This is a genomic window from Spirillospora sp. NPDC048819 (genome assembly GCF_040650055.1).
GTDB lineage: Bacteria > Actinomycetota > Actinomycetes > Streptosporangiales > Streptosporangiaceae > Spirillospora.
The window spans coordinates 47,791-72,744 of the sequence record NZ_JBEZGN010000040.1 but is presented as its reverse complement, the minus strand read 5'-3'; the positions used below and the strand labels follow the sequence as shown (position 1 = coordinate 72,744).

The window sequence follows — 24,954 nt, the reverse complement described above, 5'->3', positions numbered from 1 at the left end:
ATGGCCGTGTTGCGAGCCGGGCCGAACCGCTGGTTCGCGTGGCTGGACCAGCCGGGCGACCAGGGCACCTTCTACGTCAAGGCCCTGCTGTGGACGCCGCGGGCGGCCCGCCGCTACCGCAAGGAGGTGCAGCGGCTGCTGGCCGAGGTCGCGTTCGGCAGCGGCGGCCTCGGCGTGATCGGCGGGACGATCGGGGTGATGGTCGCGATGACCCTCGCCACCGGCGTCGTCGTCGGCATGCAGGGCTACTCGGCGCTCCAGCAGATCGGGACGTCGGCGTTCACCGGGTTCGCGTCCGCCTATATCAACACCCGCGAGATCGCGCCGGTCGTGTCGGGGCTCGCGCTGTCGGCGACGGTCGGGGCCGGGTTCACCGCGCAGCTCGGCGCGATGCGCATCAGCGACGAGGTGGACGCCCTGGAGGTGATGGGGATCCCGTCGCTGCCGTACCTGGTGACGACGCGGATCATCGCGGGCGCGGTCGCGATCGTCCCGCTGTACGCGATCGGGCTGCTGTGCGCCTACCTGGCGTCCCGGACGGTCACGGTCGTAATCAACGGGCAGTCCGCCGGCACCTACGACCACTACTTCGGGCTGTTCCTGTCGCCCGTGGACGTCATCCTGTCGTTCTTCAAGGTGCTGGTGTTCAGCGTGCTGGTGATCCTGTCGCACTGCTACTACGGCTACCGCGCGGCCGGCGGACCCGCCGGGGTGGGTCAGGCCGTCGGCCGCGCGGTCCGCACGTCGATCGTGCTGATCAGCGTCAGCGACTTCTTCTTCAGCCTCGCCGTGTGGGGCACGAACACGACGGTGAAGGTGGCGGGATGAACGCCGGGGACGGCCTGCTGCGCAGGCGGCTCGCCGGGGTGGTGTTCCTGCTCGTCCCGGCGCTGCTGGTGTGGCTGTCGGTCGCCGTCTACAACAAGAGGTTCACCGAGGTCGCCCGTGTGACGCTGGAGACGGCGAGCGCGGGCAGCGAGATGCATCCGCACGCGGACGTGAAGCTGCGCGGCGTGGTGGTCGGCGAGGTCCGCGAGATCTCGTCCGACGGCGGGGTCGCGACGCTGGAGCTGGCGATCCAGCCGGACAAGGTGCGGCTCCTCCCGCGGAACGTGTCGGCGCAGCTGCTCCCGACGACGCTGTTCGGACAGCGGTTCGTCGCGCTGATCCCGCCCGAGCGCCCGGCGGAGGCGCGGCTCACCGCCGGGAGCGTGATCAGCCAGGACCGGTCGGCGAACGCGATCGAGCTCCAGCGGGTGATGGACAACCTGTATCCGCTGCTCACCGCCGTCCAGCCGGCCGAGCTGGCGGCCACCCTCACCGCCATGGCGCAGGCGCTGGACGGACGCGGCGCCGAACTCGGGCGGACGATGGTGGAGCTGGACGCCTACCTCAAGAAGATCAACCCGCACCTGCCGGCGCTCAACCGCGACATCAGGCGGTTCGTGGAGGTCGCCCGGCACTACGACGAGGCCGCGCCCGACATCATCCAGGCGCTGAACGACTTCAGCTACACGAGCCGGTCGATCGCCGCGCAGAAGAACGACCTCGCGATGCTGTACGCGTCGGTCACGGACGCCTCGCAGAACCTCTCCGACTTCCTCCACGAGAACTCCGGCAACTTCATCCGGCTGACGGCGCGGGGACGTCCGACGCTCGAACTCCTGCGGAAGTACTCGCCGGAGTTTCCGTGCACGCTGCGCATGCTGACCGAGTTCGTCCCGGTGATGGACGAGGTCCTCGGCAAGGGCACCGGCCGGCCCGGCCTGCACGTGAACGTGATCACGCTGCCGTCCAAGGGCCGGTACGTGCCCGGCAGGGACCGTCCGAGATACACCGACAAGAGCGGCCCGCACTGCTACCCGGCGGGCGGGGCCGCCGGTGCCGGCGGGCGGGCCGTGAAGTCGGCGCCGCCGGACGCGGACACGCCGGTCGCGGTCGCCCCGGGCGCGCTCGGCCTGCCCAACTCGCCCGAGGAGAACCGCCTCGTCAACGAGCTGCTCGCACCCGGCCTGAACGAGGTCCCCGAGGCGCTGCCCGACTGGAGCGCCGTCCTCGCCGGCCCGGTCTTCCGGGGCACGGAGGTGAGGGTCCGATGAAGCAGAAGGGCCTTACGGCGCCGCTGGTCAAGTCGGTCGCGTTCGTGGCGGTGACCGTGGTCGCCACCGCGATGCTGGCGCTCAGCATCACGCGGGCGGGCGGCGGCGACACCGTCCCGTACAAGGCGCGGTTCACCGACGCGTCCGGCCTCCGCGAGGGCGACAGCGTCCGGATCGCGGGCGTCGAGGTCGGCCGGGTCGCCGGCATCGAGGTCGTCGACCACCGGGTCGCGCTCGTGTCGTTCTCCGTCGGACGCGGTCACCGCCTGCCCGCCGCGTCCACCGCCACGATCAAGTACCTGAACCTGATCGGGCAGCGGTACGTCGAGTTGGAGCGCGGCGTGGGCGCGACCGGGACGCTCACGCCCGGTTCGACCATCCCCGTCGAGCGGACGACCCCGGCGCTCAACCTGACGCAGCTGTTCAACGGTTTCCAGCCGCTCTTCCAGGCGCTGTCGCCGCAGGACGTCAACCGGCTCGCCGGGTCGATCATCCAGGTGCTGCAGGGCGAGGGCGGCACCGTCGAGGGGCTGCTGTCCACCGTCGGGTCGCTCACCAGCGGAATCGCCGACAAGGACGAGGTCATCGGGCAGGTCGTCGAGAACCTGAACGCCGTCCTGGACACCATCAACGGACGCGGCGACAACCTCGGAAACCTGATCTCCACGCTGCGCCGGCTCGTGTCCGGCCTGGCCGCCGACCGCACCGCGATCGGCGAGGCGATCGGCGCGCTGGACGATCTCGCCCGTACCACCACGGGCCTCCTCAAGGACGGCCGCGAACCACTCAAACGCGACATCGAGCAGCTCGGCCGGCTGTCGGAGAACCTGGCGGACGAGTCCCCGACGGTCGACGCGTTCCTGCGGCTGCTGCCGGTGAAGATGGCGGCGATCGGCCGGATCGGCTCCTACGGGTCGTGGCTGAACCTCTATCTCTGCGAAGCCGACCTCGGCGGCGTCACCTACAAGCAGTACCCGGGCGAGGAGCACCCGCCGCCCACCGGCATCCCCCTGACGGCGAAAAGGTGCGGCGCATGACCGAGAACGAGCGAAGCCGGCCGAGGGATGCGAGGGGGCGGCCCCGCAAGGGCGGGCGGCCGCGGCTGAAACCCGTGCGGGAGCGGAACCCGATCGCCGTCGCGGTCGTGTCGCTCGCGCTGGTCGTCACGGCGGGGCTGCTCGCGTTCAATGCCAAGAACCTGCCGGTCATCGGCGGCGGCACCCGCTACACCGCCGACTTCAGCGAGGCCGCCGGGCTGCGCCCCGGCAACGAGGTCCGCGTCGCCGGGGTGAAGGTCGGCGAGGTCACCGGCGTCCGGCTGAACGGCGCGAAGGTCACCGTCGCGTTCCGCGTCCGCGACACCTGGATCGGGAACGCCAGCACCGCCGCGATCGCGATCAAGACGCTGCTCGGCGACAAGTTCCTCGCCGTCGACCCGCTCGGCGCGCACGAGCAGGACCCGGACCGGCGCATCCCCCTCGACCGGACGACGTCCCCCTACGACGTGACCGAGGCGTTCCAGGACCTCGCCGGGACGGTCGGCCGGATCGACTCCGCGAAGCTCGCCGAGTCGCTCGACGCGATCTCCACGACGTTCTCCGGTACCGCGCCGAGCGTCCGCAAGGCCCTCGACGGCATCTCCGCGCTGTCGAAGACGATCTCGTCCCGGGACGCGGAGCTGGCGCGGCTGCTCGCGGGCACCCGGCAGGTCACCGGGACGATGGCGGACCAGAGCGCGAGCGTCGAGGGGCTGCTGCGGGACGGGAACCTGCTGCTCGCCGAGATCCGCCGCCGCCGCGAGGCCATCCACGCGCTGCTGACCGGGACGCAGGCGCTGTCCCGGCAGATCGTCGGGCTCGTCGACGACAACCAGGAGCAGCTCGACCCGACGCTCCGCGCGCTCGGCCGCGTCACCGACCTGCTGCAGAAGAACCAGGACGACCTCGACAGGGCGTTGAAAACGGCCGGCCCGTACACGCGGCTGCTGGGCAACACGCTGGGCAACGGCCGCTGGATGGACGGATACCTGTGCGGGCTCGTCCCCAAGGAGTACCTGCCGAAGGGCAGCACGCCCCCGGACAAGGGCTGCATGCCGCAGAAGAAGGGCGGGCAGTGATGTTGCGCAGGCTGGGCGCGCCCCTCATCGCGGCCGGGGTCGCCATCGCCGTCGCGGCGGCCGTCGCGCTGGTCGTGGCGCAGCGGCCGGACGGCACCCGGATCACCGCCTACTTCACCACCGCGGTCGGCGTCTACGCGGGCTCGGACGTGCGGGTCCTCGGCGTGAAGGTCGGCACGGTCGACTCCGTCCGCGCCGAGGGAACCCAGGTCAGGACGGTCATGACCGTCGACCACGGCGTGGACGTCCCGATCGGCGCGAAGGCGGTCGCGGTCGCGCCGAGCCTGGTCGCCGACCGGTACGTCCAGCTCACGCCCGCCTACACCGCCGGCCCGAAGATGGCGGACGGCACCGTGATCCCGGCCGGGCGGACCGCCACGCCGATCGAGCTCGACCAGGTCTACGACAGCGTCAAGAGACTGGCGGCCGAACTCGGCCCGGACGGGCTCAACAAGGACGGCGCGTTGTCGCGCCTCCTGGAAACGGGTGCGGAGAACCTGAGCGGCAACGGCCGCGACATCCGCACCACGACCGAGCGGATGGCGCAGGCGGCGAAGACGCTGTCGGGTTCGCAGCAGGATCTGTTCGCCACGGTCCGCGGCCTGCAGACCTTCACGACCATGCTCAAGACCAACGACGGGCAGGTCAGGCGGGCGGAGCGGCAGCTCGCCGACGTCGCGGAGTTCCTCGCCGCCGACCGGCACGAGCTGGACGCGGCGCTGAAGGCCCTCACCGTGGCGCTCGCACGGGTCAAGGTCTTCATCCACGACAACCGGGCGCAGGTCTCCGCCAACGTCGGGAAACTCGCCGAGATCACGCAGCTCCTGGTGAAACAGCGCCGGTCGCTGGCGGAGGCGCTCGACGTCCAGCCGCTCAACGCCACCAACATCCTGAACGCCTACGACCCGGGGACGCGGACGCTGATGGGACGGCAGAACCTCGGCGAACTGCGCCCGCCGCTGCCGGTCGCGGGCGCGCGAAGGGCGGCGCCATGATCGGCCGGAACCTCGTCCGCCTGGCGCTCGCGGGCGCGACCCTCACCGGCTGCGGATTCTCCGGCGTGCAGGACCTCCCGCTGCCCGGCGGCGCCGACCTCGGCGACCACCCGTACACGGTGAAGGCGCGGTTCGCGAACGTGCTGAACCTCGTCCCGCAGTCGGCGGTGAAGGTCAACGACGTCGCCGTCGGACGGGTCGTGGCGGTCACGCTGCCGGAGGGCGGCTGGACGGCCGAGGTCACCATGGAGGTCAACGGCGACGTGAAACTGCCTGCGGACGCCTACGCCGAACTCCGCCAGTCGAGCCTGCTCGGGGAGAAGTTCGTGCAGCTCGGCGACGGCCCGTCGCACGTCCCGCCGGGCGGGTCCCCGGAGCGGGGGACGCCGCCGTCCCCGGGCGGCGGCGGCACGCTCGCGGACGGCGCGGTGATCCCGCTGTCGCGGACGAACCGGAACCCGGAGGTCGAGGAAGTGTTCGGCGCGCTGTCGATGCTGCTGAACGGCGGCGGCATCGCGCAGCTGCGCACCATCACCGTCGAGCTGAACCGGGCGCTGGGCGGCAACGAACCGGAGGTCCGGTCGCTGCTGGAACAGGCGCGGAAACTCATCGGCGACCTCGACGCGAACAAGAAGGGCATCACGGACGCGATCGACGGCCTGAACCGGCTGTCGGCCACGCTGCGCGGACGCAAGGAGCAGATCGGCGTCGCGCTCGACGACCTCGAACCCGGCCTCGCGGTGCTGGCGGAGCAGCGGGGCGCGCTCGTCCGGATGCTGAACTCGCTGGACGAGTTGTCGCGCGTCGCGGTCGGCACCGTCCAGAAGAGCAAGGACGACCTGATCGCCGACCTCCGCGCCCTCGAACCGACCCTGCGGAAACTCTCCGACGCCGGAACCGACCTCCCGGACGCGCTGCAGGTGCTGCTGACGTATCCGTTCACCGATGCCGTCCTGCCCGCCGTGAAGGGCGACTACCTGAACGTGTATCTCCAGGTCACGGCCCGTCCCGGCACCGAGATCATCCCGCCGATCGCGCCGCCGCTGCCGCCGGCGGGCCCGGCCCGGACCCAGGGGGACTGATGCTCACCGTTGGCACCCGCGTCAAGAACCTCGTCTTCATCGTCGTCGGCGCCCTCGCGATGGGCTACGTGGGGCTCAACTACGCCGACCTCGGCGGATACATCGGATACCGCGACCACTACGTCGTCCGGGCCGACCTCGCCGAGGCCGGCGGGCTGGCGGAGAACGCCGACGTCACCTACCGGGGCACCTCGGTCGGACGCGTCGGGGAACTGCGGCTGACCGGCGACGGCGTCCTCGCCGAACTGAAGATCAAGAAGTCGGCGCCGAAGGTCCCGGCGGACACGCGGGCCGTCGTGGCGAACCGGTCGGCGCTCGGCGAGCAGTACATCGACCTGCGCCCCGCGACGAGCTCCGGCCCCTACCTGGCGGCCGGGTCGGTCATCCCGCGCGCCGCCACGACGACCCCCGCGCCCGTGACGGACATGCTCACCAGCGTCAACGACCTCGCCGCGTCCGTCCCGGCCGGCGCACTGCGGACCGTCATCGGCGAACTCGGGCAGGCGTTCGCCGGGCAGGGACCGAACCTGCAGGTCCTCCTCGACAACGCGCGGAGCCTCACCCGCGCCGCGAACGAGAACGCCGGCCCGACCACATCGCTGATCGTCGACGCCGAGACCGTCCTGAACACGCAGAACGAGGAGGCCGCCGCGTTGAAGTCGTTCGGGCGGAACGCGCGGCTGCTGTCCGAGCAACTCCGGAAATCCGACCCGGCGTTCCGGAAACTCGTGTCCACCGCGCCGGGCGCGGCGGGGGAGTTCCGGGCGCTGATACGCGACCTGGACCCGTCCCTCAGTGTCCTCATCGCGAACCTGCTGACGACGTCCGAGCTGCTGGCGCCCCGGTCGGACGGGCTGGAGCAACTCCTCGCCAAGGTGCCGGCGGCCGTCGCGGCGGGCAGGTCGGTCGTGGTGGACGGGAAGCTCAACTTCGGGATGGTCACCACGTTCTTCGAGCCGCCGAACTGCACGTCCGGATACGGCGGGACGAAGTACCGCAACGGCCTCGACACCTCGCCCGGCCCCGCGCTCAACACGGCCGCCCGCTGTGCGCTGCCGCCGTCGAGCGGCGTCAACGTGCGCGGCGCGGGCAATGCTCCGCGCGGTCCCGTCCCGGTTCCGGCGCGTCCCGGATCGGTGCTCGGCGGCGGGCGATCCCCCTCCGGGTCGTCCAACGCCGGGCTGCCCGGTGCGCTCGCCTTGCCGGATGTGCCGCCCGGCCCGTCCACCATGAGCGGGCTGCTCGGCGTCCAGGGAGGACGCTGATGGCCACGACCGCCGAACGGGAAACACGCACTGCGGCCCGCGCCGAGCGCCGGCGCCCGCTGTTCGCGCGCTGGGGCCTGATCGGGTGGGCCGCGATCCTCGCCGCCGCGCTGTTCCTCGCCTGGTCCGCCTGGACGGTGTGGCAGGACGACCCCGCCGCGCGGACGGGACCCGAGCACACGCGCGACGTCGTCCTGCGGAGCGCACGGCAGCAGATCGCGGCGCTCAACACGATGAACCCCGCCGAGGTGGACGCCGGTCTCCGCGCCTGGCTCGACGCGTCCACCGGCCCGCTGCACGACCAGCTCAAGCGGGACGAACCGCAGAACCGGACCAAGATCGGAAAATCGCGCACCACCGCTGCGGCGACCGTGACCGGCGCCGCCGTGACGTCCCTCGACGAACGCGCCGGGAAGGCGAAGGTCATCGCGTCCGTGCAGGTCGAGCTGACTCTCCACGGGGGTTCGCCCACCCTCCAGCGCAAGCGCTTCGAGGCCGGGACGGCCCGCACCCCGTCCGGCTGGAAACTCGAATCGCTCACCGCGATCCCGGCCGGTGCCCGATGAAGCAGCGCGCGATGAAACGGCGCTCGACGATGCAGCGCCCGATGAAGTGGCTCCTGATGCTCTGGCAACCGTTCACGGTCGCGCTCGTCCTCGCACTGGCCGCCCTGGCGCTGCGTCCCGCCGCGGAGGCGCTGCGCGAAGATGAGAACCCGCGCGACCGGGCCGTCCTAGACGAGGTGGCCACCACCGAGGTGACCGGCGACGTGTCCACGGCACTCGGGAAAGTGTTCACCTACGGGCCCGGCGACCTCGCGGCCACCGAACGCGCCGCCGCGCAAGAACTCTCCGGGTCCGCCCTCAAGCAGTACCGGCAGATCTTCGGCCAGGTGAAGAAGCAGATCCCGGCCCAGCGCGTCACGCTGACGACCCGCGTCGTCCGCGCCGGGGTGGTCTCCCTGACCGGGGAGAAGGCCCGCCTCCTGGTGTTCCTCGACCAGACCGCCACCCGCGCCGGGGAGCCCGCCGGCACGCCCGCCGCCGCCCAGCTCGTGGTGACCGCCCGCCGCGACCACGGCCACTGGACGATCACCGACCTGAAGTCCGCCTGACGCCGGAGGCCCGCCCATGACCGACGACACCGTCCAGCGGACGGCGACCGTGCTGCTCGTCCTCGCCGCGCTGTTCGCCGCGTGGGCGGGATGGTCCTGGTACACGGCCGCCCACGACGACGCCCACGCCTACTCGCGGACGCGCGACACCGTCCTCCAGGCCGGGGAGCAGGCCGTCCAGAACCTCAACACCCTCGACTACCGCGACCTCGGTTCCGGCCTGAAGACCTGGCAGGACTCCACCACCAGCGACCTCTACGAGGAGATCACCCGGGGCCGCGCCGCGTTCGAGGAGCAGGTCGCGAAGGCGAAGACGATCACCAGGGCGCGGGTCCTGGACGGCGCCGTCGCCGAACTGGACCAGCGCTCCGGCAAGGCCAGGGTGCTCGTCGCCGTCGAGATCACCATCACCCCGCCGGAGGGCGACCCCGTCACGAAACAGAGCCGCCTCATCGGCGAGCTCACCAGAACCCCTGCCGGCTGGAAGCTCAGCGACCTCGGCCAGGCGCCGACGGGCACTTTGTGAGGAGACGCCATGGCCGCACCCACCACACGCCTCAACGCCTGGCGGCGCGCCAACGCGTCCTGGTGGCGCACCGGCCCGGCCCGGTGGCGCACCGGCGCGTCGTCGCCGATCGCGCTCGGCGTCGTGGCCGTCGTCCTCGCCACGTTCGGCGTCTGGGCGCTGCGGCAGGCGGACGCCGTGCGCGACGACCCGTCCGCGCGCAACACCGCCCTCACCGACGGCGCCGCCACCAGCGAGGTCAAGGGCGCCGTCGCCGACATGATCGGCAAGGTCTTCTCCTACAACTACACCGACCCGGCCCGCACCCGGGACGCCGCCCGCGCCGCCCTGACCGGCGACGCCGTCCGCCAGTACGAGGCGATCTTCGGCAGGGTCCGCGCGGAGGCGCCCGAGGCGAAGACCGTTCTCAGCACCCGCGTCACCGACAGCGCCGTCACGTCCCTCCGCGGCGACCGCGCCGAGGTGCTCGTCTTCGCCGACCAGCGGACCACCCGCACCACCGACGGCACGAGCACGAACGCGCCCGCGATGCTCACCGTCACCGCCGTCCGCCGCGGCGGACACTGGAGGATCGCCGCCCTCGACACGTTCGCCGGCCGCTGACCGGCACGTTGTCATGCCAGTGATAAACGCGTGGCCAAATCGTTGCGCTGAGTGCATGGCGCGCGACGGAAACGGAGGGCCACACTCAGGTGCTTCGCTCCCGACGAAGGTGGTGTGCGGTGACCGGTGACGCCTACGACTTCGACGTGATCGTGGTGGGCTCGGGGTTCGGCGGCAGCGTGTCGGCGCTGCGGCTGGCCGAGAAGGGCTACAGGGTCGCCGTGATCGAGGCGGGTCGCCGCTTCGACGAGGACACCCTCCCCAAGACGTCCTGGCGGCTGCGCAAGTACGTGTGGGCGCCGCGCCTCGGGATGCGCGGGATCCAGCGCGTCCACCTCGTCGGCGGCAAGGCCGGTGTGCTGGTGCTGGCCGGCGCGGGCGTCGGCGGCGGCTCCCTGGTGTACGCCAACACCCTGTACGAGCCGCCGAGGCCGTTCTTCACCGACCGCCAGTGGGGCCACATCACCGACTGGCAGGACGAGCTGAAGCCGTTCTACGACCAGGCCCGCCGGATGCTCGGCGTCACCGTCAACCCGCTCGTCACCCCCGCCGACGAGGCGATGAAACGCGTCGCGGACCGCATGGGCGTCGGCGACACCTACCACGCGACGCCGGTCGGCGTGTTCTTCGGCGACAAGCCGGGCGAGGACGCCGACGACCCGTACTTCGGCGGCGCCGGCCCCCGCCGGACCACCTGCACCGCCTGCGGCTCCTGCATGATCGGATGCAAGGTCGGCGCGAAGAACATGCTCACCAAGAACTACCTGTACCTGGCCGAACGCGCGGGCGTGGAAGTCGTCCCCGACACCACGGTCACCTCGCTGACGCCGCTGCCGTCCGGCGGCTACGAGGTCGCGACCGAGCACACCTCGCCGCTGCGGAAACGCCGGAAGAAACTCACCGCCGAACACGTCGTCCTCGCCGCCGGAACGTACGGGACGCAGCAGCTCCTGCACCGGATGCGCGCCGCCGGCCGCCTCCCGAACCTGTCGCCCCGCCTCGGCGAACTCACCCGCACCAACTCCGAGGCGCTCCTCGGCGTCGAGCGCATGACGGTGTGGCACCGCAAGAAGGACGTCGACCACAGCACCGGCCTCGCCATCACCTCGTCCTTCCACCCGGACGAGAAGACCCACATCGAACCGACCCGCTACGGCGCCGGCAACAACGCGATGGGCGTCATCCGCACCCTCCTCGTCGACGGCGGCGGCCCGCCCCGGTGGCTGAAGTTCCTCGGCCAGGCCGCCCGGCACCCCACCATCATCCTGCGCGGCCTCTCCCTCAAGGACTGGGCCAAGCGCACCGTCATCGCCCTGGTCATGCAGACCGCCGACAACTCCATCACCATCGACGAGAAGCGCGGCCGCCTCGGCCGCCGCAAGCTCGTCGCGCGCCAGGGCGACGGGGAGCCCAACCCCACCTGGATCCCCGTCGCCCACGACGCCGTCCGGATGCTCGCCGAGGAACTCGACGCCACCCCCGGCGGCACCTGGTTCGACCTGTTCAACATCCCGACGACCGCGCATTTCATCGGCGGCTGCGTCATCGGGGAAACTCCGGAAACCGGCGTCATCGACCCCTACCACCGCGTCCACGGCCACCCGGGCCTGCACATCGTGGACGGCTCGGCGGTCACCGCGAACCTCGGCGTCAACCCGTCCCTGACCATCACCGCGCAGGCCGAACGCGCGATGGCCCACTGGCCCAACCGCGGCGAGAAGGACCTGCGCCCCGACCCCGGCTCCCCGTACGTGCGTGTCGAACGAGTCATGCCCAACACACCCGCCGTCCCCGAAAACGCCCCAGCCGCCCTCCGCTGACCCCGCCCCATGCCGCCTTCACCGGGTCGGTGACCTGTCCCTGACCCGTCAGTCCTCGGCGTCGCCGGTGTCGGCGGGCGGGTCCTCCTGGCGGGGACGGCGGGTGGCCTGGTGGACGCGGACGGCCAGCAGCGCACGGGCGAACCGGGCGGCCAGCTCGCCGTCCAGCAGGTCGGGCACCCCGCCGACGCTGATCATCGCGCCGGGCTCGGCGGTGACCGCGCCGGACTCGCCGACCCGGACCCCGCGGCCGTCGTCGAGTTCCTCCACGGCCGGCAGGTCCAACGCCGACCGGATCGTGTCCTGGAGGGCGCGGACGGTGGCGGCGTCCCGGTTGATGCGGACTTCGGCGTCGTCCGCGCGCTCGACGGCCCGGTCGGCGCGCGCCCGCTCGGTGTCGATGCGGGCGTCGGCCGCGTCGGCGAGCTGCTCGGCTCGGTCGGCGCGGGCGGCCTGCTCCTCGGCGCGCGCCTTGGCGGTGTCGCGCTCGATGGTCAATCCCGCGATCTCGCCCTGGACGACGCTCAGCTCCGCCCGCAGCCGCCGCTCGGTCTCCGCGGCCGCCTCCAGCCCGGAACGCGCCTCCGCCAGCTCGGAGCGCACGTCCGCGAGGTCGCCGCGCGCGGCGGCCAGCGCGGTCTGCTCGGTGGCCAGCCGCGCGGCCAGGTCGTCGCGTTCCTTCTCGGCCTCGGTACGCGCCTGGTGCTCGGTGGTCCAGGCCGCCTCGGCGCGCTTGCGCAGCCCCTCGGCGTGGGCGGCCTCGTTGGTCGAGGTGGCGCGGGCCTGCTGAGAGGCGCCCGCCTCCTTCCAGGCGTTGGCCTCGCTCTCCTGAGCCGCCGTGATGCTGGCCTTCGCGGCGGCCAGCCCCTTGTCGAGCTCCTCCCGGGCGTCGGCGGCCTCCTGGAGCGCCAGGTCGGCGCGGGCCTCGGCCTTCCGCGTCCGCTCATCGGCGTCGGCGGCCTCCTGCCGCGCACCGCGCGCCTCGGCGAGGGCCTTCTCGGCGCCGTCGAGGGCCTGGCGGACCTCGCCGTCCAGCCGTCCGCCCAGCGCGGCGGCGGCCTCGGCGAGCCGGTCCACCAGCCCGGCGAGCCGCTCGACGTCCTGCCCCAGGGCCCTGACCTTCGCGGGCCGCTCCTCGATCATGACCGCCTCCGGCGTCCCGTCGTCCTGGTCGACCGGCATCCGGAGAGCCGCCGTCGTGGTGTCGGCAGCCTCCGCGCCGGCGGCAGGCTGCCCTTCCCGGCCGTCTTGATCTGCGCGCACGGGAGCATCCTAGTGAAAACGCCCCGATTTGCACCGCTCGTCCCGTCACTGTGGCCACGCGTGCACGGTCCGTCCGGCACGTCGCAGGAGCGCCGACCTCAGCAGGTCCTCCCCCCGCAGCCGCTTGAAGACTTCGAAGTAGCGCCGCTCAAGGTCGTCCCACCGGTCGAACTCCTCCATGCCCTCGTCGGACACGCCGAAGCCCCACCACAGATCGCCCCGGTCCGCGCCCGTCCGCCAGTTGCCCACCATCGGCCGCTTCCACCGATCCCGATGGACGGAGCGGAGCAGGTTGACCGGCGCCTCCGCCGACTCCGGCACGAAGCACTGAAGACCGCCGTCGTGATCATCGATGTACAGCCGTCCACAGGCGAGGCACTGCCACATATGCCGGCTACACGACCACAGCCGGTCTTCGTCGCCGACGGCGTCGTCCCAGTCCTGGTCGGCGATGAAACGGGCCTTGTACGAGATGAAGTCCGTCTGATCCACGATCAGCTCGCCGCACGCACACCGAATCTTCAACGAACCTTCCCTCCGGCCACGAACGCCAACCTAACGGCTTGAAGCATCACCTCTGAGTGATCCACCACACGGCCAACTGGACGAGAGTGGAGCCGACCCCGGCGGCGGCGGCCTGCGCGGTGGCCCGCGCGGTGACACGGAGGAGGCGCTGCGGGGACTGGTGACGTAGGGACGGGCGGCTGCGCTCAGTAGCCCTCTCCTCGGTGGTCATCGTTGTGCTCCTCCTTCTCGAGATGCCGGGTGATGTCCTGCTGCGGACGGTCGAATGGCTTAGTCGAGAATGGCGCACACCTGCGGAAACCCAACAGCGCACGTGTGGGGCCCAGTGGTCCCCAGCCTCTCCCATTGGGCTCGGCGGGCAAGTGATCGAACTTCGATGGCCCGGTCGGCCACAAAGTGAGCTCATTCTCCAGCCGTCACGATCGGTGACGGGAGAGCGGCTGTGGTAGCGCCTCGTACTCCGCGCGGCTACGTTTGAATCATGTCGGCTGGGATCAAGCGGCTGGCCGAGGCGCAGGGCTTCTCAGCCGCATTCGGCGCATTGCAACGACTTCGCATTGGCCGCGGCGACCCGGAGCCGGATGACATGCTCCAGCTGCCGGGAGATTTCCGGCGCCACACGCTGGGAATGGTGGGGGAGGACGACGCCCAGCTCGCCATCGGGCTCAGACGTCTCATCGCCCTCGTGGAGGCCGCTCCGAAACGGGACCGCGTGCTTCTTCGGATGGCCTTCAACTTCGACCTCGAGTTCGGAGACGGGCTGTGGACCTCGAGAGTGACCGACTATGCGGTCAAGCATGAACTGGATGAGCGAAAGGTCCGCGAAAAGGTCGACACCGCCATCCTGCAGCTTCTCCTCAGAACGAGAAAGGCGGCCGGACATCGTCCCGAGTCCGTAAGCGGAAGTCTGGAAACCGCCGCCCAGCCGGAGTCTCCGAGCGGGATTGCCGCCTCGGCCTTCTTCGACCAGGACTATGTGCGGAACAGCCGGCTGTTCGTTGCGGCGTGGGAATCGGCCCACACGGTCGACATATGCGGCTTCGGGCACAACCGAATGCTGGTGTCGTACTCCGCGGAGATCATTCGCCTGCTCCGGGGAGGCGGTCGGCTGAGGGTCCTGTTACAGGATCCGGAGGGCCGTGCGGTCATCGATGCGAACCGTCGAAGTTCTACCCGGAAGGCATCGGAGGAGTCCGTACGGCACCAGCACCGCGCGGGCCTCGCGACGCTGACCTCTCTCCTGCAGTCCGCAAAGGGGGCTGGAAAGCTCCAGGTCCGTTCATATGACATCGTTCCACCGTTCACGGCCTATTTTTTCGATGCAGAGACCGACGGCGACGCCAAGGCATTCGTGTGGTTCTGGTCATGGCGGCAGGCATCGTCGCTTCGACCCGGCTTCGTTCTTCGCCAAGAACACGACCCACTCTGGTTCGGCCGGTTTTATGATCAATTCACGGCGATGTGGAACGATGACGACGTTTCCCGCCCACTGGAGATCGCATGACGCCGGGCCAGACGATCGCTCGCTTCGCCGACGCGACCCGACAGTTTAGGCACCATCGCCGCGTGGAGTGAACCGTACGAAGGGGATGTGCGTGCCGACCTCGCGGTAATCGTCCACGCCGCCGTCGACGGCGAAGCCCATCAGCTTGCACAGTCGGCGGGCGGCGGCCGGGTGCTGCGTCGCATACCGGGCCATGATCTCGGCGCCATCACCGGTCTCGATCGGCGCGGCCGTCGCCTGGACGACCTTCCCGCCGATCTGGATGGTGACGTTCGGTGTGGCCATGACGTTGCGGTACCAGTCCGCGCGCGGCCCGAACCCGGAGGCCGCCACGTATCCGTGCTCGTCGTGCTGGACGACCTCGATGACGACCTGGCGTCGCAGGCCCGAGACGCGGCCGGTGTGGTTGAGCAGCATGACGCGGCGTCCCAGCAGCGGTCCGAGCCCCATGCGGTAAAGCCGGATGGGAAGCCGCCACAGCCTGCGGCGCAGCCCGGTCGGCGGCTCGGCCCTGTTGACGATCTCCATGGTTCAGTCCTTTCCTCGCGGGGGGAGAATGCTCGTCGCGCCGAACTGGCGGCGCAGCACGGGTGCGAACGCCGCACGCATGATCAGCCGGTTGCCGGCGTTCTGGGCGATCAGGCCGGCGCGGGAGCGCGGCACCAGCGACCGGGCGAACACCAGGGCGTTGCGCTGCCGCCGGGTCACCTCTCCGCGCATCCGTGCCTGGTACCGGTCGAACGCGCGCACGTGGTCGCCCTCGGCCTGCAGCGCCTCCGCCAGGACGTAGGCGCCGGCCATCGCCATGGACACGCCCTGCGCCGACACCATGGTCATGCAGCCGCACGCGTCGCCGACCAGCGCCACCCGCCCGCGATGCCAGGAGGGCATCACGATCTGCGTCATCGTGTCCATGAAGATCGACTCGCTGGCGGGAGCGTCGGCCAGCAGCGACGGCGTGATCCAGCCCATGTCGCCGAAGGTCGAGCGGAGCAGGTCCAGGCGTTCGGCGCGCGGGACGCTCGTCGCCTCCTGGGATCTGAACAGGAACAAGGCCATCAGCCCGCCGGCCTCCCCGGTCGGGTAGACGACGCTCTGCCGGCCGGGCTCGGTGTAGTGCGCCCGGACCCGGCCCCAGTCATAGCGGTCGGTGACCGGATAGGACGCCAGGCGGCAGCCGAGTTGACGTTCGAAGCGGCCGTGCGGCCCGAAGACGAGTTCCCGCGTCCGTGAATGGACCCCGTCGGCGCCCACCAGCACGTTGAACCGCTCCGTGCCGCCGCCCGCGAAGTCGACCTCGACGGCCGAACCTTCATCGCGCACGGCGGCGATGGTCTCCCCGAAGCGGATCTCCACATCGGACACCGCGTCCAGAAGGGCGCCTTCGAGGGTCGTGTGCATCAGTGGGAGATGCGGCCCCTGAATGATCTTGTCGAGAAGCGCCGACGTCAGCCGCGCGCCCGCGCGCCCGGAGGCGTCGACGAAGTCGACCGAATCCACCGGCAGCCGATGGGGTGTCAGCTGATCGACGATGCCCATGCGGGCGGCGACGTCGTACCCCGTACCGAAGAAGTCGATGCCGTAGCCGCCCAGGCGGCCGTGTGGAGCGTGCTCCACGACCACCGGCTCGATGCCGCGGCGCCTCAGCCAGTACGCCAGCGTGAGTCCCGCGATCCCGCCACCGCAGATGAGAACCCTCACCGGTCGTCCTCCAGCAACTCGCCAACCGCGGACAGCGCCTCGCCGACGGGAAGGTCGCCATCGATCATGTAGTGCAGCATCAGCCCGTCGATCGACGCGGTGATCAAGGTTGCCACCCCGGTCAGCCGCTCCGGCGGCCAGCCGGGACGCAGCGCCCGCAGCCGGTCCGCGATCTGCACGCGCGCCTGGCGAAGCCCGTCGCGCAGCACCGCGCCCAGGGCGGGATCGCGCGTCGCACCCGCGATCAGCTCCGCGGCCAGCCGGGTCGTCCGCTCGTCACCCGGCGTCTCGGCGAGCATGTGCCGCACCATCACCAGCGCCGACCGCTCGTCCGGAGCACTGAGAAGCCCGTCGACCAGCGGGTTCATGATGAGGTCGGTGGCCCGCCGGAAGATCGCCGCGTGCAGCCCGGCCAGGCCGCCGAAGTGATAGTGGATCAGCCCGGGGTTGGTACCGGCCCGTCCGGCCACGGCCCGCGTGGTGACGCCGGGCCACCCGTCCTCCCCCAGCAGCGCGACACCGGCCTCCACCAGCTCCTCACGCCGCCGATCCCCGCGAGGCGAATTTGGTCGATCGGCCAAGTTGGTCATATGGCCAAGATACAACACGACCGTGAGCCAACCCCGCACAGGCCGTCGCCCCTGGTGTCGGCCACTCGCCGTGGGCCGGGCCTGCAAGACCACGCAACGCACCCCGGGGCACCGATGCGCCCCGGGCAGAGGTCAGCGCAGCGCGCGGAGTTGGCGGGTGCGCAGCGGCAGTTGGCGCGTCCAGAGCGCGTTGAGCACCCCCAGCCAGCCCTTTCGCGCGTCGAGAATGGTGGTGCCCGCGTCGACGATGTGGACGTGTGCCGTCGGCCGGCCCCGGTTGAGCGGCCCGACCAACTCGCAGAGCCGAGCACCCAGACCCTCGACCTGGCTTGCGAGTGCGCTGAGTCCGCCGGTGGCATAGCGATCGAGCGTGGCCGGATCCATCGCGTCGGAGTTGTCGTAGCGGATGCCGGCAGCCGCCAGCTCCGCGGAGGCCATCAATTCCTGAAGCCGCGTCCAGTCCTGCGCCGCCAACGCTGCGGCGCGCCGCTGCTCGCGGCCGGCCGGGTCGTCGGCGAGCACAGCCCGGGTAGTGGCGATGAGCAGCTCGCTGTTGCGGGCCACGTGCGCGGCGACCCATTCAGCGGGCCACGAGCCGTCCGGCGGCGGGCCGAAGCCGCCCGTCCGCGCCTCGGTCACGAAGGCGGCGTACCGCGCCCGCAACCTCCCGACGTCCACCGGCGTGCGACCGCCCATCGACCAGCGGCTCGCGTCGCTGTCCCAGGAGATCCTGCCGTCGTCTTCGACCCAGATGCGGTGTCCGTGCACCGGGGCCTCCTGAGTGAGCCCGGCGGCTACGTCGGCGAGCATCGCCGCCACGCTGTCCCAGCGTGCCGCGTCACTGGCTCCGGCGTCGCGAAAGAACTCCCGAACGCAGCCATGGGCCGGACCAGGACGAAGGTCGACGAAAAGGTCGTTACCGCCTCCGTCGCCGGCGACCGGCAACCAGCTCGGCAGCCAGGCGCCCTTGCAGGGGGTGCCGGACGGCGCCTGATCCTCCTGTGCCACATATGCCGCGAACCGTTCAGGGGCCGCCTGTTCCATCACCCCGTTCCAGGCCGTCATCCATACGTTCCGCTTGTTCAGGGCCTCACGTGCCGAGTGTGGCGAGTAGAACCACGGCATCAGGCTGCCGTGGCCTGCCTGGCCGTCAGCCCGCCGCCACCAGGCCACCAGATCGTCGGGAAGGACGGTGCCCACGCCGCGTTCCGTCTCGCGGATGTCGTCCTCTGCCGCCGGTGGCCGGATCAATGCGAGTTCGGGCGGGGAATGCCGGGCCAGCCATTCCACGATGATGTTCCACGACTCGTCCACGGCATGCTGCATCCACCGATCATTACAAGCAGCCCCGACAGTTGTTCCCGCAGCCGCTCGTCAGACAGCGGGGCGGATCGCGTTGGTCGGCACGTCAAGCCAGACGGTTTCCGTCCCGGAAGCGGCGGTGAGCCCGAAGCGGTCACGGGCCGGGCTGCCATGGCCGACCCACCAGAAATAGGCTCGGGCCGCCTCCTCCCACAGGTTCCGGTCTCCTGACATGCGCACCTGGTGGACACGCTGCCCCGGCTGGTAGGTCGCGGTCGCCCATGCGTCCGCCGACCACAGCCGCAGCACGTAGGTGCCGTCCTCGTGGTAGCCCCGGGCGTTGACACCCGGCAGGGACGCACCCATGGCGAGATCCGCGCCGGCCGGTGCGTAACCGATCGTTCGAGGATCGATCGGCGTCGTGGACTCGGCTCCTCCATCACCCGGAGCGGGCCAAGAAGGCTGCCGGTGCGAACGCATCATCATGTACGAGGCATAGCCGGTGAACCTGCCCACCGCCGTCCCATCGGGCATGACCACCAGCCGAAGTTCGTGGCCGGAGGCGAAGCCTGGCGCGTACGGCGTCACGATCACACCGCCTGGCCGGGTCTGCCGTACCCATGCATGAGGGACGTGCGACACCCCGCACGAAGCGTGCACCCGATCGAAGGGAGCCTCTTCCGCCCAGCCCTCGGCGCCATCGCCCACGACCAAACGGGGAGACAGGCCCACCTCTTTCAAATTCTCCGCGGCCTGCGTGGAAACAGACGGGTCGATCTCCACGCTGGTCACGTTCTCTGCCCCGACCATCCGGGAAAGCAAGGCCGCCGTCCATCCGGTGCCTGTGCCGACGTCCAACACCCGGTGCCCCACCTCGGCGTCCAGCAACTCAAGCAGAGACACCACGGTGCTCGGCGCCGAACAAGAAGACGTGAACCTGCCGTTCCCCGCGGTGACTTCGGTCTGCCCGTCATCGAGCTGGGTAATGATCGCGTCGTCCTGGTAGACGAGGTCCAGCCAGCTTTCGGGCGCGGTGGCCCTGTCCACTCGATCACCTTCACCGGTCCATGCCACCGGTGGAACGAAGGCATGCCGAGGGACGTCACGCAAAGCCGTCCTCACCCGGCTCTGGGTCAGCCAACCAGCGGCCGAAAGCCGCTCGACCAGCGCATCCATACGCCGCTCGACGCCCATCACCGGCTATTTCCCTCGGGAGTGCAGGTCGTGGTGGTCAGCGCGAGGCCGCACTCTGCTTGGCACGAGCGAGGAAGGCCGCGAAGGCCTCAGACGTGAGGGTGAGGTGGCCGGTGTCGGGGGCCTGGCTATCTCTGAGGCCGATGCCGTCCGGAAGTCGCGCAAGTTCCACGCACTGCTCGGAAGTGCCCTCTGTGCTGCGGCTGCTCTTTCGCCATGTGGGGGAAGTCGTCATCACATGCTCTCCGTCGCGTCCCTGAGCGACGCCCGGGACAGCTTCAAGTGCTGGACGAGGATGGTGAAGGCATGGGGGGTGAGGGTGAGGGTGCCGGTCTTGGGTGCCTTGCTGTCTCTGATGGCGACGCCGTCGGGGAGGTTTGCCACCTCTACGCAGTGCCCTCCGGTCTCGTCGCTGTGGCTGGACTTCCGCCATGTGATCATTGGATCAGTCCTAGCATGTGCTCGATCAGTGTCCGTGATTGGTCCTCGGGGAGCGCAAGTGCCCCAATTCGGTCGTAGCTTACGTTGAACTCCCCTATTTCGGGCGGGCGTTCGACCAGCCTGCCCATGCGTCCTGACTCCAGATATGCCACCTCGGAGTCCCGTGTGGTCATGAGTACGAGCGACCCGCTCACCCCTGGCCAGCCGGCCGAGACCGGTAGTACTCGCAGGCTCACATGGTCCGATTCCGATACCTGCAACAGGTGGTCAATCTGACTGCGCATCACGGCGGGGCTGCCGACCTGCCACCACAGCACAGGTTGTGCGAGGACCACCCATAGGTTGGGTGGGGTGGGGCCGTGGAGGCGTTGCTGTCGTTTCATGCGCTCCCGGACGGCGGTTTCGATGTCGTCCACGACTCCGCCCCGTCGGAACAGTGCGCGGGCGTAGTCCTCGGTTTGGAGCAGGCCGGGTATCACATCGGAGCTGTAGTTCTTGATCGACATGGCGGTTTGCTCGTACTGCAGGAAGGAGCCGACGCGCGGGCGGTCGTGGCCGTCTTTGGCGTGCTCGGCGAGGGAGGTCAGCAGTTTCGCGGTGTCCCAGGCCTCGTCGAGTGGGGCGAGGTTCGCCACGGAGGGGCGTCGGCGTCCGGCTTCCCAGTTCGAAACATGTGAGCGGGACGCGTTGGCCACATCTCCTACTTGCTGACACGTCCATCCGTGGTTCAGGCGGAGATTCCGCAGTTGAACGGCTACGAGGTCCCACATGGACGAGCGCGGGTCCAGCGAGTCATGGCTTTCCATCGGTGACCCCCGAGAGATCTTTTGTTTTCTGCGTACTCGAAAGTATGGTCAAGATAAAGCGACGGACCCACTCTTGTCCCGGAAAACGAACAGGCGAAGGGGCAGGTGAGATGGGGATCAAAGCCGTTAATTCGGGCGAACTGGATATGTCGTGTCTGGCGGCTGGGACGACGTCGGGGCTGGTGCGGACGCTGGTGGAGTTCCGGCTTGCCGAATGGGGGCTTCAGAAGATCGCCGGGGATGTGCTGCTGATCGCCGGGGAGCTTGTCGCCAATGCGGTGGAGAGCACGCCGGATCGGGTGGTTCGGGTCCGGTTCACGCGGGAGGCCGACGCGGTGGTGCTGGCGGTGTGGGACTCGTCCGAGCAGATGCCGGTGGTTCGGCCGGTGGTGGAGATGACGCTGGACGATGTCGTCGCGGACGCGCGGGCGTTGGACGCCGGGTACGACGACGGGACGGGCGGCTGGGGGCTGCCGCTGGTGGAGGCGCTGTCGGCCGGGTGCGGGGTGCGCAAGACCGAGCCGTCGGGCAAGTGGGTGTGGGCGTCGGTCGCATGCTGAGGGAGCGGTTCGTCCTGGTGTGGCGGACGTGGTGGGGGCGTCGGGTCGCGGTGCGGTATCTGGAGGTGCTCGCGCTGGCGGTCCAGGCGCGTGGGTGGCGGTGCGTGAAGTTGTACGGGCGGGAGTTCCCGCGGCCGTTGCTGTGGGTGTACGCCAGTGGCGTCGCGGAGGACGTCGGGGTGGTGGTGTGTGTGCGGGCCGTCAAGGGTGGGGCGTGGGCTTACCACGATGTCCAGCGGGGGCGGGCCGGTACCTCTTTCCTTGCGGGGACGCCAAGGCGGCGGCAGAGCAGGTGGATCTGCTCCTGAAGCACCGCATGTTCCCGTCCACCTGGTGAACTGAAGGAGGCATTCCTCGCCGTTGTTGGCATTTCCCCAGGTGGGGGGACGTTGTCCGCGACGGGTGGACGTTCTGATCAACGGAAGTCTGATGATTTTCGTGATCCCTCCTACTCCATGTGGCGTATGAGAAAGGCCTCCCTGTGGAGTACGTGCAATAGCAGAGTTCATGTAATTCTGTTCATGCACGAATCGGATGCCAAATTTCCAAGGGGGAAAGGGTTCGATGAAACGTACGCTCACGGGAGTGATCACCGGGTCGACCTTGCTGCTCGGTGGTGTGCTGGCGGCTCCGCCGGCCCACGCGGCGGGAGCTCAGATCGTCAAGTCCGAGATGTTCCTCGCCGACAGCGCCATCTGGGTCTCGCCCGCCGTTGCCTGGCTCCGCCCGCAGGACCGGCGGATCTACCTGGCCGCGGGTGAGTACAACTGGAACCACAGGTGGCAGGAGTACAACCCCGCAGGGGTCGCGCAGCACACCTACCGGATCAGGTTGAACGCCGGCTGGTACCGCTGGAACTGCGCTGTTTACACCAACACCGACCGTACGCTCTTCGACTACTTCACCCGATGCTCCCTGACCCAGGAGGGAGGGGGCACGGCATTTTCCCCGGAAATGCGGATCGCCCCCCATGGTGAAAGCTGGGAGTCGAGCGCTCGTCTCATGCGGGGCTCCTGGTACCACTGGTCCAGCACGCTGACCCAGCGGTAGCGGGGACCGTTCTATCCGATCAATCGGCGGAGGCGGCGGGTGTTGCGGCGGATCGGGGACTCCCGCAGCGCCGGCTCCGCGAAGGCGAGCGCCGCCTCGGCGCCGGCACGTCCGGTCTCTTCGGCGGTCGGCGGCAGCGTCTTCTCCAGGTCGGCGTCGTAGCGCAGGTCCTTGAGGTCGCCGACTACGCGGGCGTCGGTGTCCTCGAGGGCGGTGAGGTCGTCCCCGCTCCATGCGGCGAGGCGGGGTCGCCATTCGGGAGGAATGGCGACCTTGCCGCCGCGCTGCTCGCGTGCCTGGAACCTCTCCGTGATGGCCTGCCGTACCTGGTCGGCCTTCCGCTCGGGCCAGGCGTTCTCTCGGAGGGCCGCGTTCAAGGACGCGAGGACCAGCGTCTCCGGAGCGGTGAGGCCGGTGTGGGCCCGGCGGTCCGCGACGGGGACATGCGTGAGGCGGGGGAGGCCCGCCGCCTGTGTGAAGCGTTCCAAGAGGAGTTCAGGGGGCCTGCCGGGGCTGGTCACCACGGACACCTGGGACGCTCCCGCCTCAGACCAGCGCAGGACCAGCCTGTTCAAGGTGAAGGCGCGCCAGATGTGCGCGTCGGGATCGGCCTCGATGTGGTCCCAGCCCTTGTCCCGCTGCGCGGCGAGGCCGCCGAGGTACGCCTCGAAGCTCATGCTCCGCCCATTGCGGATGTGCTGCTGCCAGAGTGAAGGGAGGGAGCGACCCAAGCTCCGGGCCGTGACCACGACTTCGACGTCAGCGACGCCGAGTGAGTCCAGCAGGTGGTGGACGGCGTCCGCCCGGATGACCGACAGGGCCTCGGCCGACAGCACCACCGTGGACGGCCAGGCATTCACCTGGTCCAGCAGGGCGTGCCAGGAGGGCTCTTCCCTGGACGCGCGCACCTCCGACACCCAGGGGTACTCCGTGCCGAGCAGGCCGTAGCTGGACCACTCGTGATTGGCGACGGTCCGCTTGCCCCGCTCCCAGTCCGGCGGGATGGGGTAGAGGACGTCCGCCGCGGCGAGCGCATCGTGGCCGTCGTGCAGCATGTGCTGCAAGAAGGTGGTACCCGACTTCTGCAGGCCGATATGGAGGACGATCTTCGATGCCACAGGTCGCTCCCGTCGGCCCAGGGGTCAGGCGGGGGTGGTCGTCACCGGCTTGTCCAGGGCGCTGCCTTTCGCCCATTTGGTGAAGGGTAGCTGCCAGTAGCCCCAGCCGTTCGTCCAGGCCAGGGCGCGCTTGGTGCCGGTGATGGTGACGAGGTCGCCGCGGTAGGACCAGTTGAACAGCCATTTGGCGTCGTCGCCGGGGGAGCGGACGCAGCCGTGGCTGCAGTTGCGCTTGCCGAGGCAGGCCGGGTCGGCGGTGTTCTGGTGGATGTACACGCCGCTGTTGGTGATGCGGGTCGCCCACGGGATCTTCTCGTCGTACCAGCCCGGGTCGCCCTTCTTCTTGCCGGGCGAGACCATGCGCTCCAGGCGGCTGCGGTCCATGGTGAGGTGGACGCCGCTGGTGGTGAGCAGGGTGTCGACGCCGTTCTTGACTTCGCCGCCGCTGCCGAGGCTGACGCCCCAGGTGCGGACGGTGCGGCCGTTCTGCTTGGCGACGAGCCGGTGGGTCTTGGCGTTGATGCCGATCGTGTGGGAGTCGCCGATCTTGAAGGCGCGGGTCACGTCCTTGTCGCCGAAGACGTTGTCGCCGATCCTCAGGCCCGCGTAATGGACGGTGACGGACACCTTCTGGCGAGGCTTCCAGGGGCGCTTCGGCCGGAAGACCACGGACGGAAGGCCGTTGAACGACTCGCCGGCGGCGAGCCAGCGCCACGCGCCCTCCGTGGGGGTGGTCGAGGAGATCTCGATGCTGCGCTCGATGGCGGGCTTGGCCTTCTCGGGGACGCTCTTGTTGAACTGGATGAAGACCGGCATCCCGGTGCCGACCGTCTCGTTCTCGGACGGGACGACGTTGTTGATCCGGGTGGCGGCGGTGGCGCGGCTGGTGCGGAAGGCGCTGGTCGCGGTGGTGGACTTGCCCTTGGGGGACGTCGCCGTCGCCGACACCTGGTAGGCGCCGCCGGGCCGCAGCGTCCACGTGGTGTGCCACTTGGTCTTGTCGGCGGAGAGCGTGCCGGGCACGTCGGCGCCCTTCAGCTTCACCGAGACCTGGCCGAGCGTGCCGCCCGACGCGGTGACCGTCACGCCCTCGTCGGGGCGGGCCTTGCCGCTGCCGTTCGCCGGGGTGATCGTCACCTGGGGGGTGCCCTCGTCGGGGTTCTTCGCGCTCGTCCCGCCGCCGTCTCCGCCGCCGCACGCCGCCGCCAGTCCCAGGACCAGCGTCATCACCAACGCCTTGCCTCGCACCGTTCTCCTCATCAGCCCGCCGGGCCCGCGGG

28 protein-coding genes are annotated in these 24,954 nt (G+C 70.2%); 15 read left to right on the top strand and 13 right to left on the bottom strand.

Annotated features, from left to right (window positions below; translation table 11 throughout):
* From AB0C35_RS37835 to AB0C35_RS37780, 12 genes are all read left to right on the top strand, one after another.
* Positions 1-828, top strand: a complete 828-nt coding sequence (locus AB0C35_RS37835; RefSeq protein WP_358466860.1) for an ABC transporter permease — start codon at positions 1-3, stop codon at positions 826-828.
* On the top strand, positions 825-2,099 hold the full coding sequence (locus tag AB0C35_RS37830; RefSeq protein WP_358466858.1) for an MCE family protein: 1,275 nt from the start codon (positions 825-827) through the stop codon (positions 2,097-2,099). Before AB0C35_RS37835 ends, AB0C35_RS37830 begins: the two co-directional genes overlap by 4 nt.
* The gene (locus AB0C35_RS37825) at positions 2,096-3,136 is read left to right on the top strand and encodes an MCE family protein (protein ID WP_358466856.1); all 1,041 of its coding nucleotides are present in this window, start codon (positions 2,096-2,098) and stop codon (positions 3,134-3,136) included. Before AB0C35_RS37830 ends, AB0C35_RS37825 begins: the two co-directional genes overlap by 4 nt.
* Positions 3,133-4,215 (top strand): MCE family protein, encoded by a 1,083-nt coding sequence (locus AB0C35_RS37820; protein ID WP_358466854.1) that lies wholly within the window; start codon positions 3,133-3,135, stop codon positions 4,213-4,215. The genes AB0C35_RS37825 and AB0C35_RS37820 overlap by 4 nt, the downstream gene beginning before the upstream one ends.
* Entirely contained in the window at positions 4,215-5,210 is a 996-nt protein-coding gene (locus AB0C35_RS37815) for an MCE family protein (protein ID WP_358466852.1), read from the top strand. Before AB0C35_RS37820 ends, AB0C35_RS37815 begins: the two co-directional genes overlap by 1 nt.
* Positions 5,207-6,292: an MlaD family protein gene (locus AB0C35_RS37810; protein ID WP_358466850.1), complete on the top strand. Its 1,086-nt coding sequence runs from the start codon at positions 5,207-5,209 to the stop codon at positions 6,290-6,292. The genes AB0C35_RS37815 and AB0C35_RS37810 overlap by 4 nt, the downstream gene beginning before the upstream one ends.
* On the top strand, positions 6,292-7,557 hold the full coding sequence (locus tag AB0C35_RS37805) for an MlaD family protein (RefSeq protein ID WP_358466848.1): 1,266 nt from the start codon (positions 6,292-6,294) through the stop codon (positions 7,555-7,557). The genes AB0C35_RS37810 and AB0C35_RS37805 overlap by 1 nt, the downstream gene beginning before the upstream one ends.
* Positions 7,557-8,123, top strand: a complete 567-nt coding sequence (locus AB0C35_RS37800; RefSeq protein ID WP_358466846.1) for a hypothetical protein — start codon at positions 7,557-7,559, stop codon at positions 8,121-8,123. Before AB0C35_RS37805 ends, AB0C35_RS37800 begins: the two co-directional genes overlap by 1 nt.
* A 56-nt stretch (positions 8,124-8,179) precedes the next feature.
* Positions 8,180-8,671, top strand: a complete 492-nt coding sequence (locus AB0C35_RS37795; RefSeq protein ID WP_358466844.1) for a hypothetical protein — start codon at positions 8,180-8,182, stop codon at positions 8,669-8,671.
* 16 nt (positions 8,672-8,687) lie between these two features.
* The gene (locus AB0C35_RS37790) at positions 8,688-9,197 is read left to right on the top strand and encodes a hypothetical protein (protein WP_358466842.1); all 510 of its coding nucleotides are present in this window, start codon (positions 8,688-8,690) and stop codon (positions 9,195-9,197) included.
* 9 nt (positions 9,198-9,206) lie between these two features.
* The gene (locus AB0C35_RS37785) at positions 9,207-9,800 is read left to right on the top strand and encodes a hypothetical protein (RefSeq protein ID WP_358466840.1); all 594 of its coding nucleotides are present in this window, start codon (positions 9,207-9,209) and stop codon (positions 9,798-9,800) included.
* Between the two features lie 119 nt (positions 9,801-9,919).
* On the top strand, positions 9,920-11,620 hold the full coding sequence (locus AB0C35_RS37780) for a GMC family oxidoreductase (RefSeq protein ID WP_358466838.1): 1,701 nt from the start codon (positions 9,920-9,922) through the stop codon (positions 11,618-11,620).
* 48 nt (positions 11,621-11,668) lie between these two features.
* Here AB0C35_RS37780 and AB0C35_RS37775 read toward each other — a convergent pair whose 3' ends face one another.
* From AB0C35_RS37775 to AB0C35_RS37765, 3 genes are all read right to left on the bottom strand, one after another.
* Positions 11,669-12,883 (bottom strand): hypothetical protein, encoded by a 1,215-nt coding sequence (locus tag AB0C35_RS37775; protein ID WP_358466836.1) that lies wholly within the window; start codon positions 12,881-12,883, stop codon positions 11,669-11,671.
* 45 nt (positions 12,884-12,928) lie between these two features.
* A complete protein-coding gene (locus AB0C35_RS37770; protein ID WP_358466834.1) occupies positions 12,929-13,375 on the bottom strand; it encodes a hypothetical protein in 447 nt (148 codons plus the stop codon).
* A gap of 79 nt (positions 13,376-13,454) precedes the next feature.
* A complete protein-coding gene (locus AB0C35_RS37765) occupies positions 13,455-13,619 on the bottom strand; it encodes a hypothetical protein (protein WP_358466832.1) in 165 nt (54 codons plus the stop codon).
* A gap of 270 nt (positions 13,620-13,889) precedes the next feature.
* On the opposite strand from AB0C35_RS37765, the gene AB0C35_RS37760 reads away from it, so the two are divergent.
* A complete protein-coding gene (locus AB0C35_RS37760) occupies positions 13,890-14,912 on the top strand; it encodes a DUF5919 domain-containing protein (RefSeq protein ID WP_358466830.1) in 1,023 nt (340 codons plus the stop codon).
* 45 nt (positions 14,913-14,957) lie between these two features.
* On the opposite strand, the gene AB0C35_RS37755 is transcribed toward AB0C35_RS37760, so the two are convergent.
* The 8 genes from AB0C35_RS37755 to AB0C35_RS37720 all read right to left on the bottom strand — a co-directional run bounded on the left by AB0C35_RS37755 (position 14,958) and on the right by AB0C35_RS37720 (position 20,910).
* Entirely contained in the window at positions 14,958-15,440 is a 483-nt protein-coding gene (locus AB0C35_RS37755) for a nitroreductase family deazaflavin-dependent oxidoreductase (RefSeq protein ID WP_358466828.1), read from the bottom strand.
* A 3-nt stretch (positions 15,441-15,443) separates the two neighbouring features.
* The gene (locus AB0C35_RS37750) at positions 15,444-16,613 is read right to left on the bottom strand and encodes an FAD-dependent monooxygenase (protein ID WP_358466826.1); all 1,170 of its coding nucleotides are present in this window, start codon (positions 16,611-16,613) and stop codon (positions 15,444-15,446) included.
* On the bottom strand, positions 16,610-17,203 hold the full coding sequence (locus AB0C35_RS37745) for a TetR/AcrR family transcriptional regulator (RefSeq protein WP_358466824.1): 594 nt from the start codon (positions 17,201-17,203) through the stop codon (positions 16,610-16,612). Before AB0C35_RS37745 ends, AB0C35_RS37750 begins: the two co-directional genes overlap by 4 nt.
* Before the next feature lie 132 nt (positions 17,204-17,335).
* Positions 17,336-18,529: an SMI1/KNR4 family protein gene (locus tag AB0C35_RS37740; protein WP_358466822.1), complete on the bottom strand. Its 1,194-nt coding sequence runs from the start codon at positions 18,527-18,529 to the stop codon at positions 17,336-17,338.
* 48 nt (positions 18,530-18,577) lie between these two features.
* A complete protein-coding gene (locus AB0C35_RS37735) occupies positions 18,578-19,699 on the bottom strand; it encodes a methyltransferase domain-containing protein (protein ID WP_358466916.1) in 1,122 nt (373 codons plus the stop codon).
* 37 nt (positions 19,700-19,736) lie between these two features.
* Complete coding sequence (locus AB0C35_RS37730) at positions 19,737-19,934, bottom strand: DUF397 domain-containing protein (protein WP_358466820.1); 198 nt, start codon at positions 19,932-19,934, stop codon at positions 19,737-19,739.
* Positions 19,934-20,140 (bottom strand): DUF397 domain-containing protein, encoded by a 207-nt coding sequence (locus AB0C35_RS37725; RefSeq protein ID WP_358466818.1) that lies wholly within the window; start codon positions 20,138-20,140, stop codon positions 19,934-19,936. The genes AB0C35_RS37730 and AB0C35_RS37725 overlap by 1 nt, the downstream gene beginning before the upstream one ends.
* The gene (locus AB0C35_RS37720; RefSeq protein WP_358466914.1) at positions 20,137-20,910 is read right to left on the bottom strand and encodes a helix-turn-helix transcriptional regulator; all 774 of its coding nucleotides are present in this window, start codon (positions 20,908-20,910) and stop codon (positions 20,137-20,139) included. Before AB0C35_RS37720 ends, AB0C35_RS37725 begins: the two co-directional genes overlap by 4 nt.
* A 146-nt stretch (positions 20,911-21,056) precedes the next feature.
* Here AB0C35_RS37720 and AB0C35_RS37715 point away from each other — a divergent pair, with 146 nt between their 5' ends.
* Together AB0C35_RS37715 and AB0C35_RS37710 are read left to right on the top strand one after the other, a co-directional pair.
* Complete coding sequence (locus AB0C35_RS37715; RefSeq protein WP_358466816.1) at positions 21,057-21,506, top strand: ATP-binding protein; 450 nt, start codon at positions 21,057-21,059, stop codon at positions 21,504-21,506.
* Between the two features lie 564 nt (positions 21,507-22,070).
* Positions 22,071-22,556, top strand: a complete 486-nt coding sequence (locus AB0C35_RS37710; protein WP_358466814.1) for a hypothetical protein — start codon at positions 22,071-22,073, stop codon at positions 22,554-22,556.
* 11 nt (positions 22,557-22,567) lie between these two features.
* Here the strand turns inward: AB0C35_RS37710 and AB0C35_RS37705 are convergent, their stop codons facing one another.
* Together AB0C35_RS37705 and AB0C35_RS37700 are read right to left on the bottom strand one after the other, a co-directional pair.
* Positions 22,568-23,674: a hypothetical protein gene (locus AB0C35_RS37705; protein ID WP_358466812.1), complete on the bottom strand. Its 1,107-nt coding sequence runs from the start codon at positions 23,672-23,674 to the stop codon at positions 22,568-22,570.
* Positions 23,675-23,698: 24 nt separating this feature from the next.
* On the bottom strand, positions 23,699-24,922 hold the full coding sequence (locus AB0C35_RS37700; RefSeq protein WP_358466810.1) for an Ig-like domain-containing protein: 1,224 nt from the start codon (positions 24,920-24,922) through the stop codon (positions 23,699-23,701).
* Positions 24,923-24,954: the final 32 nt, after the last annotated feature.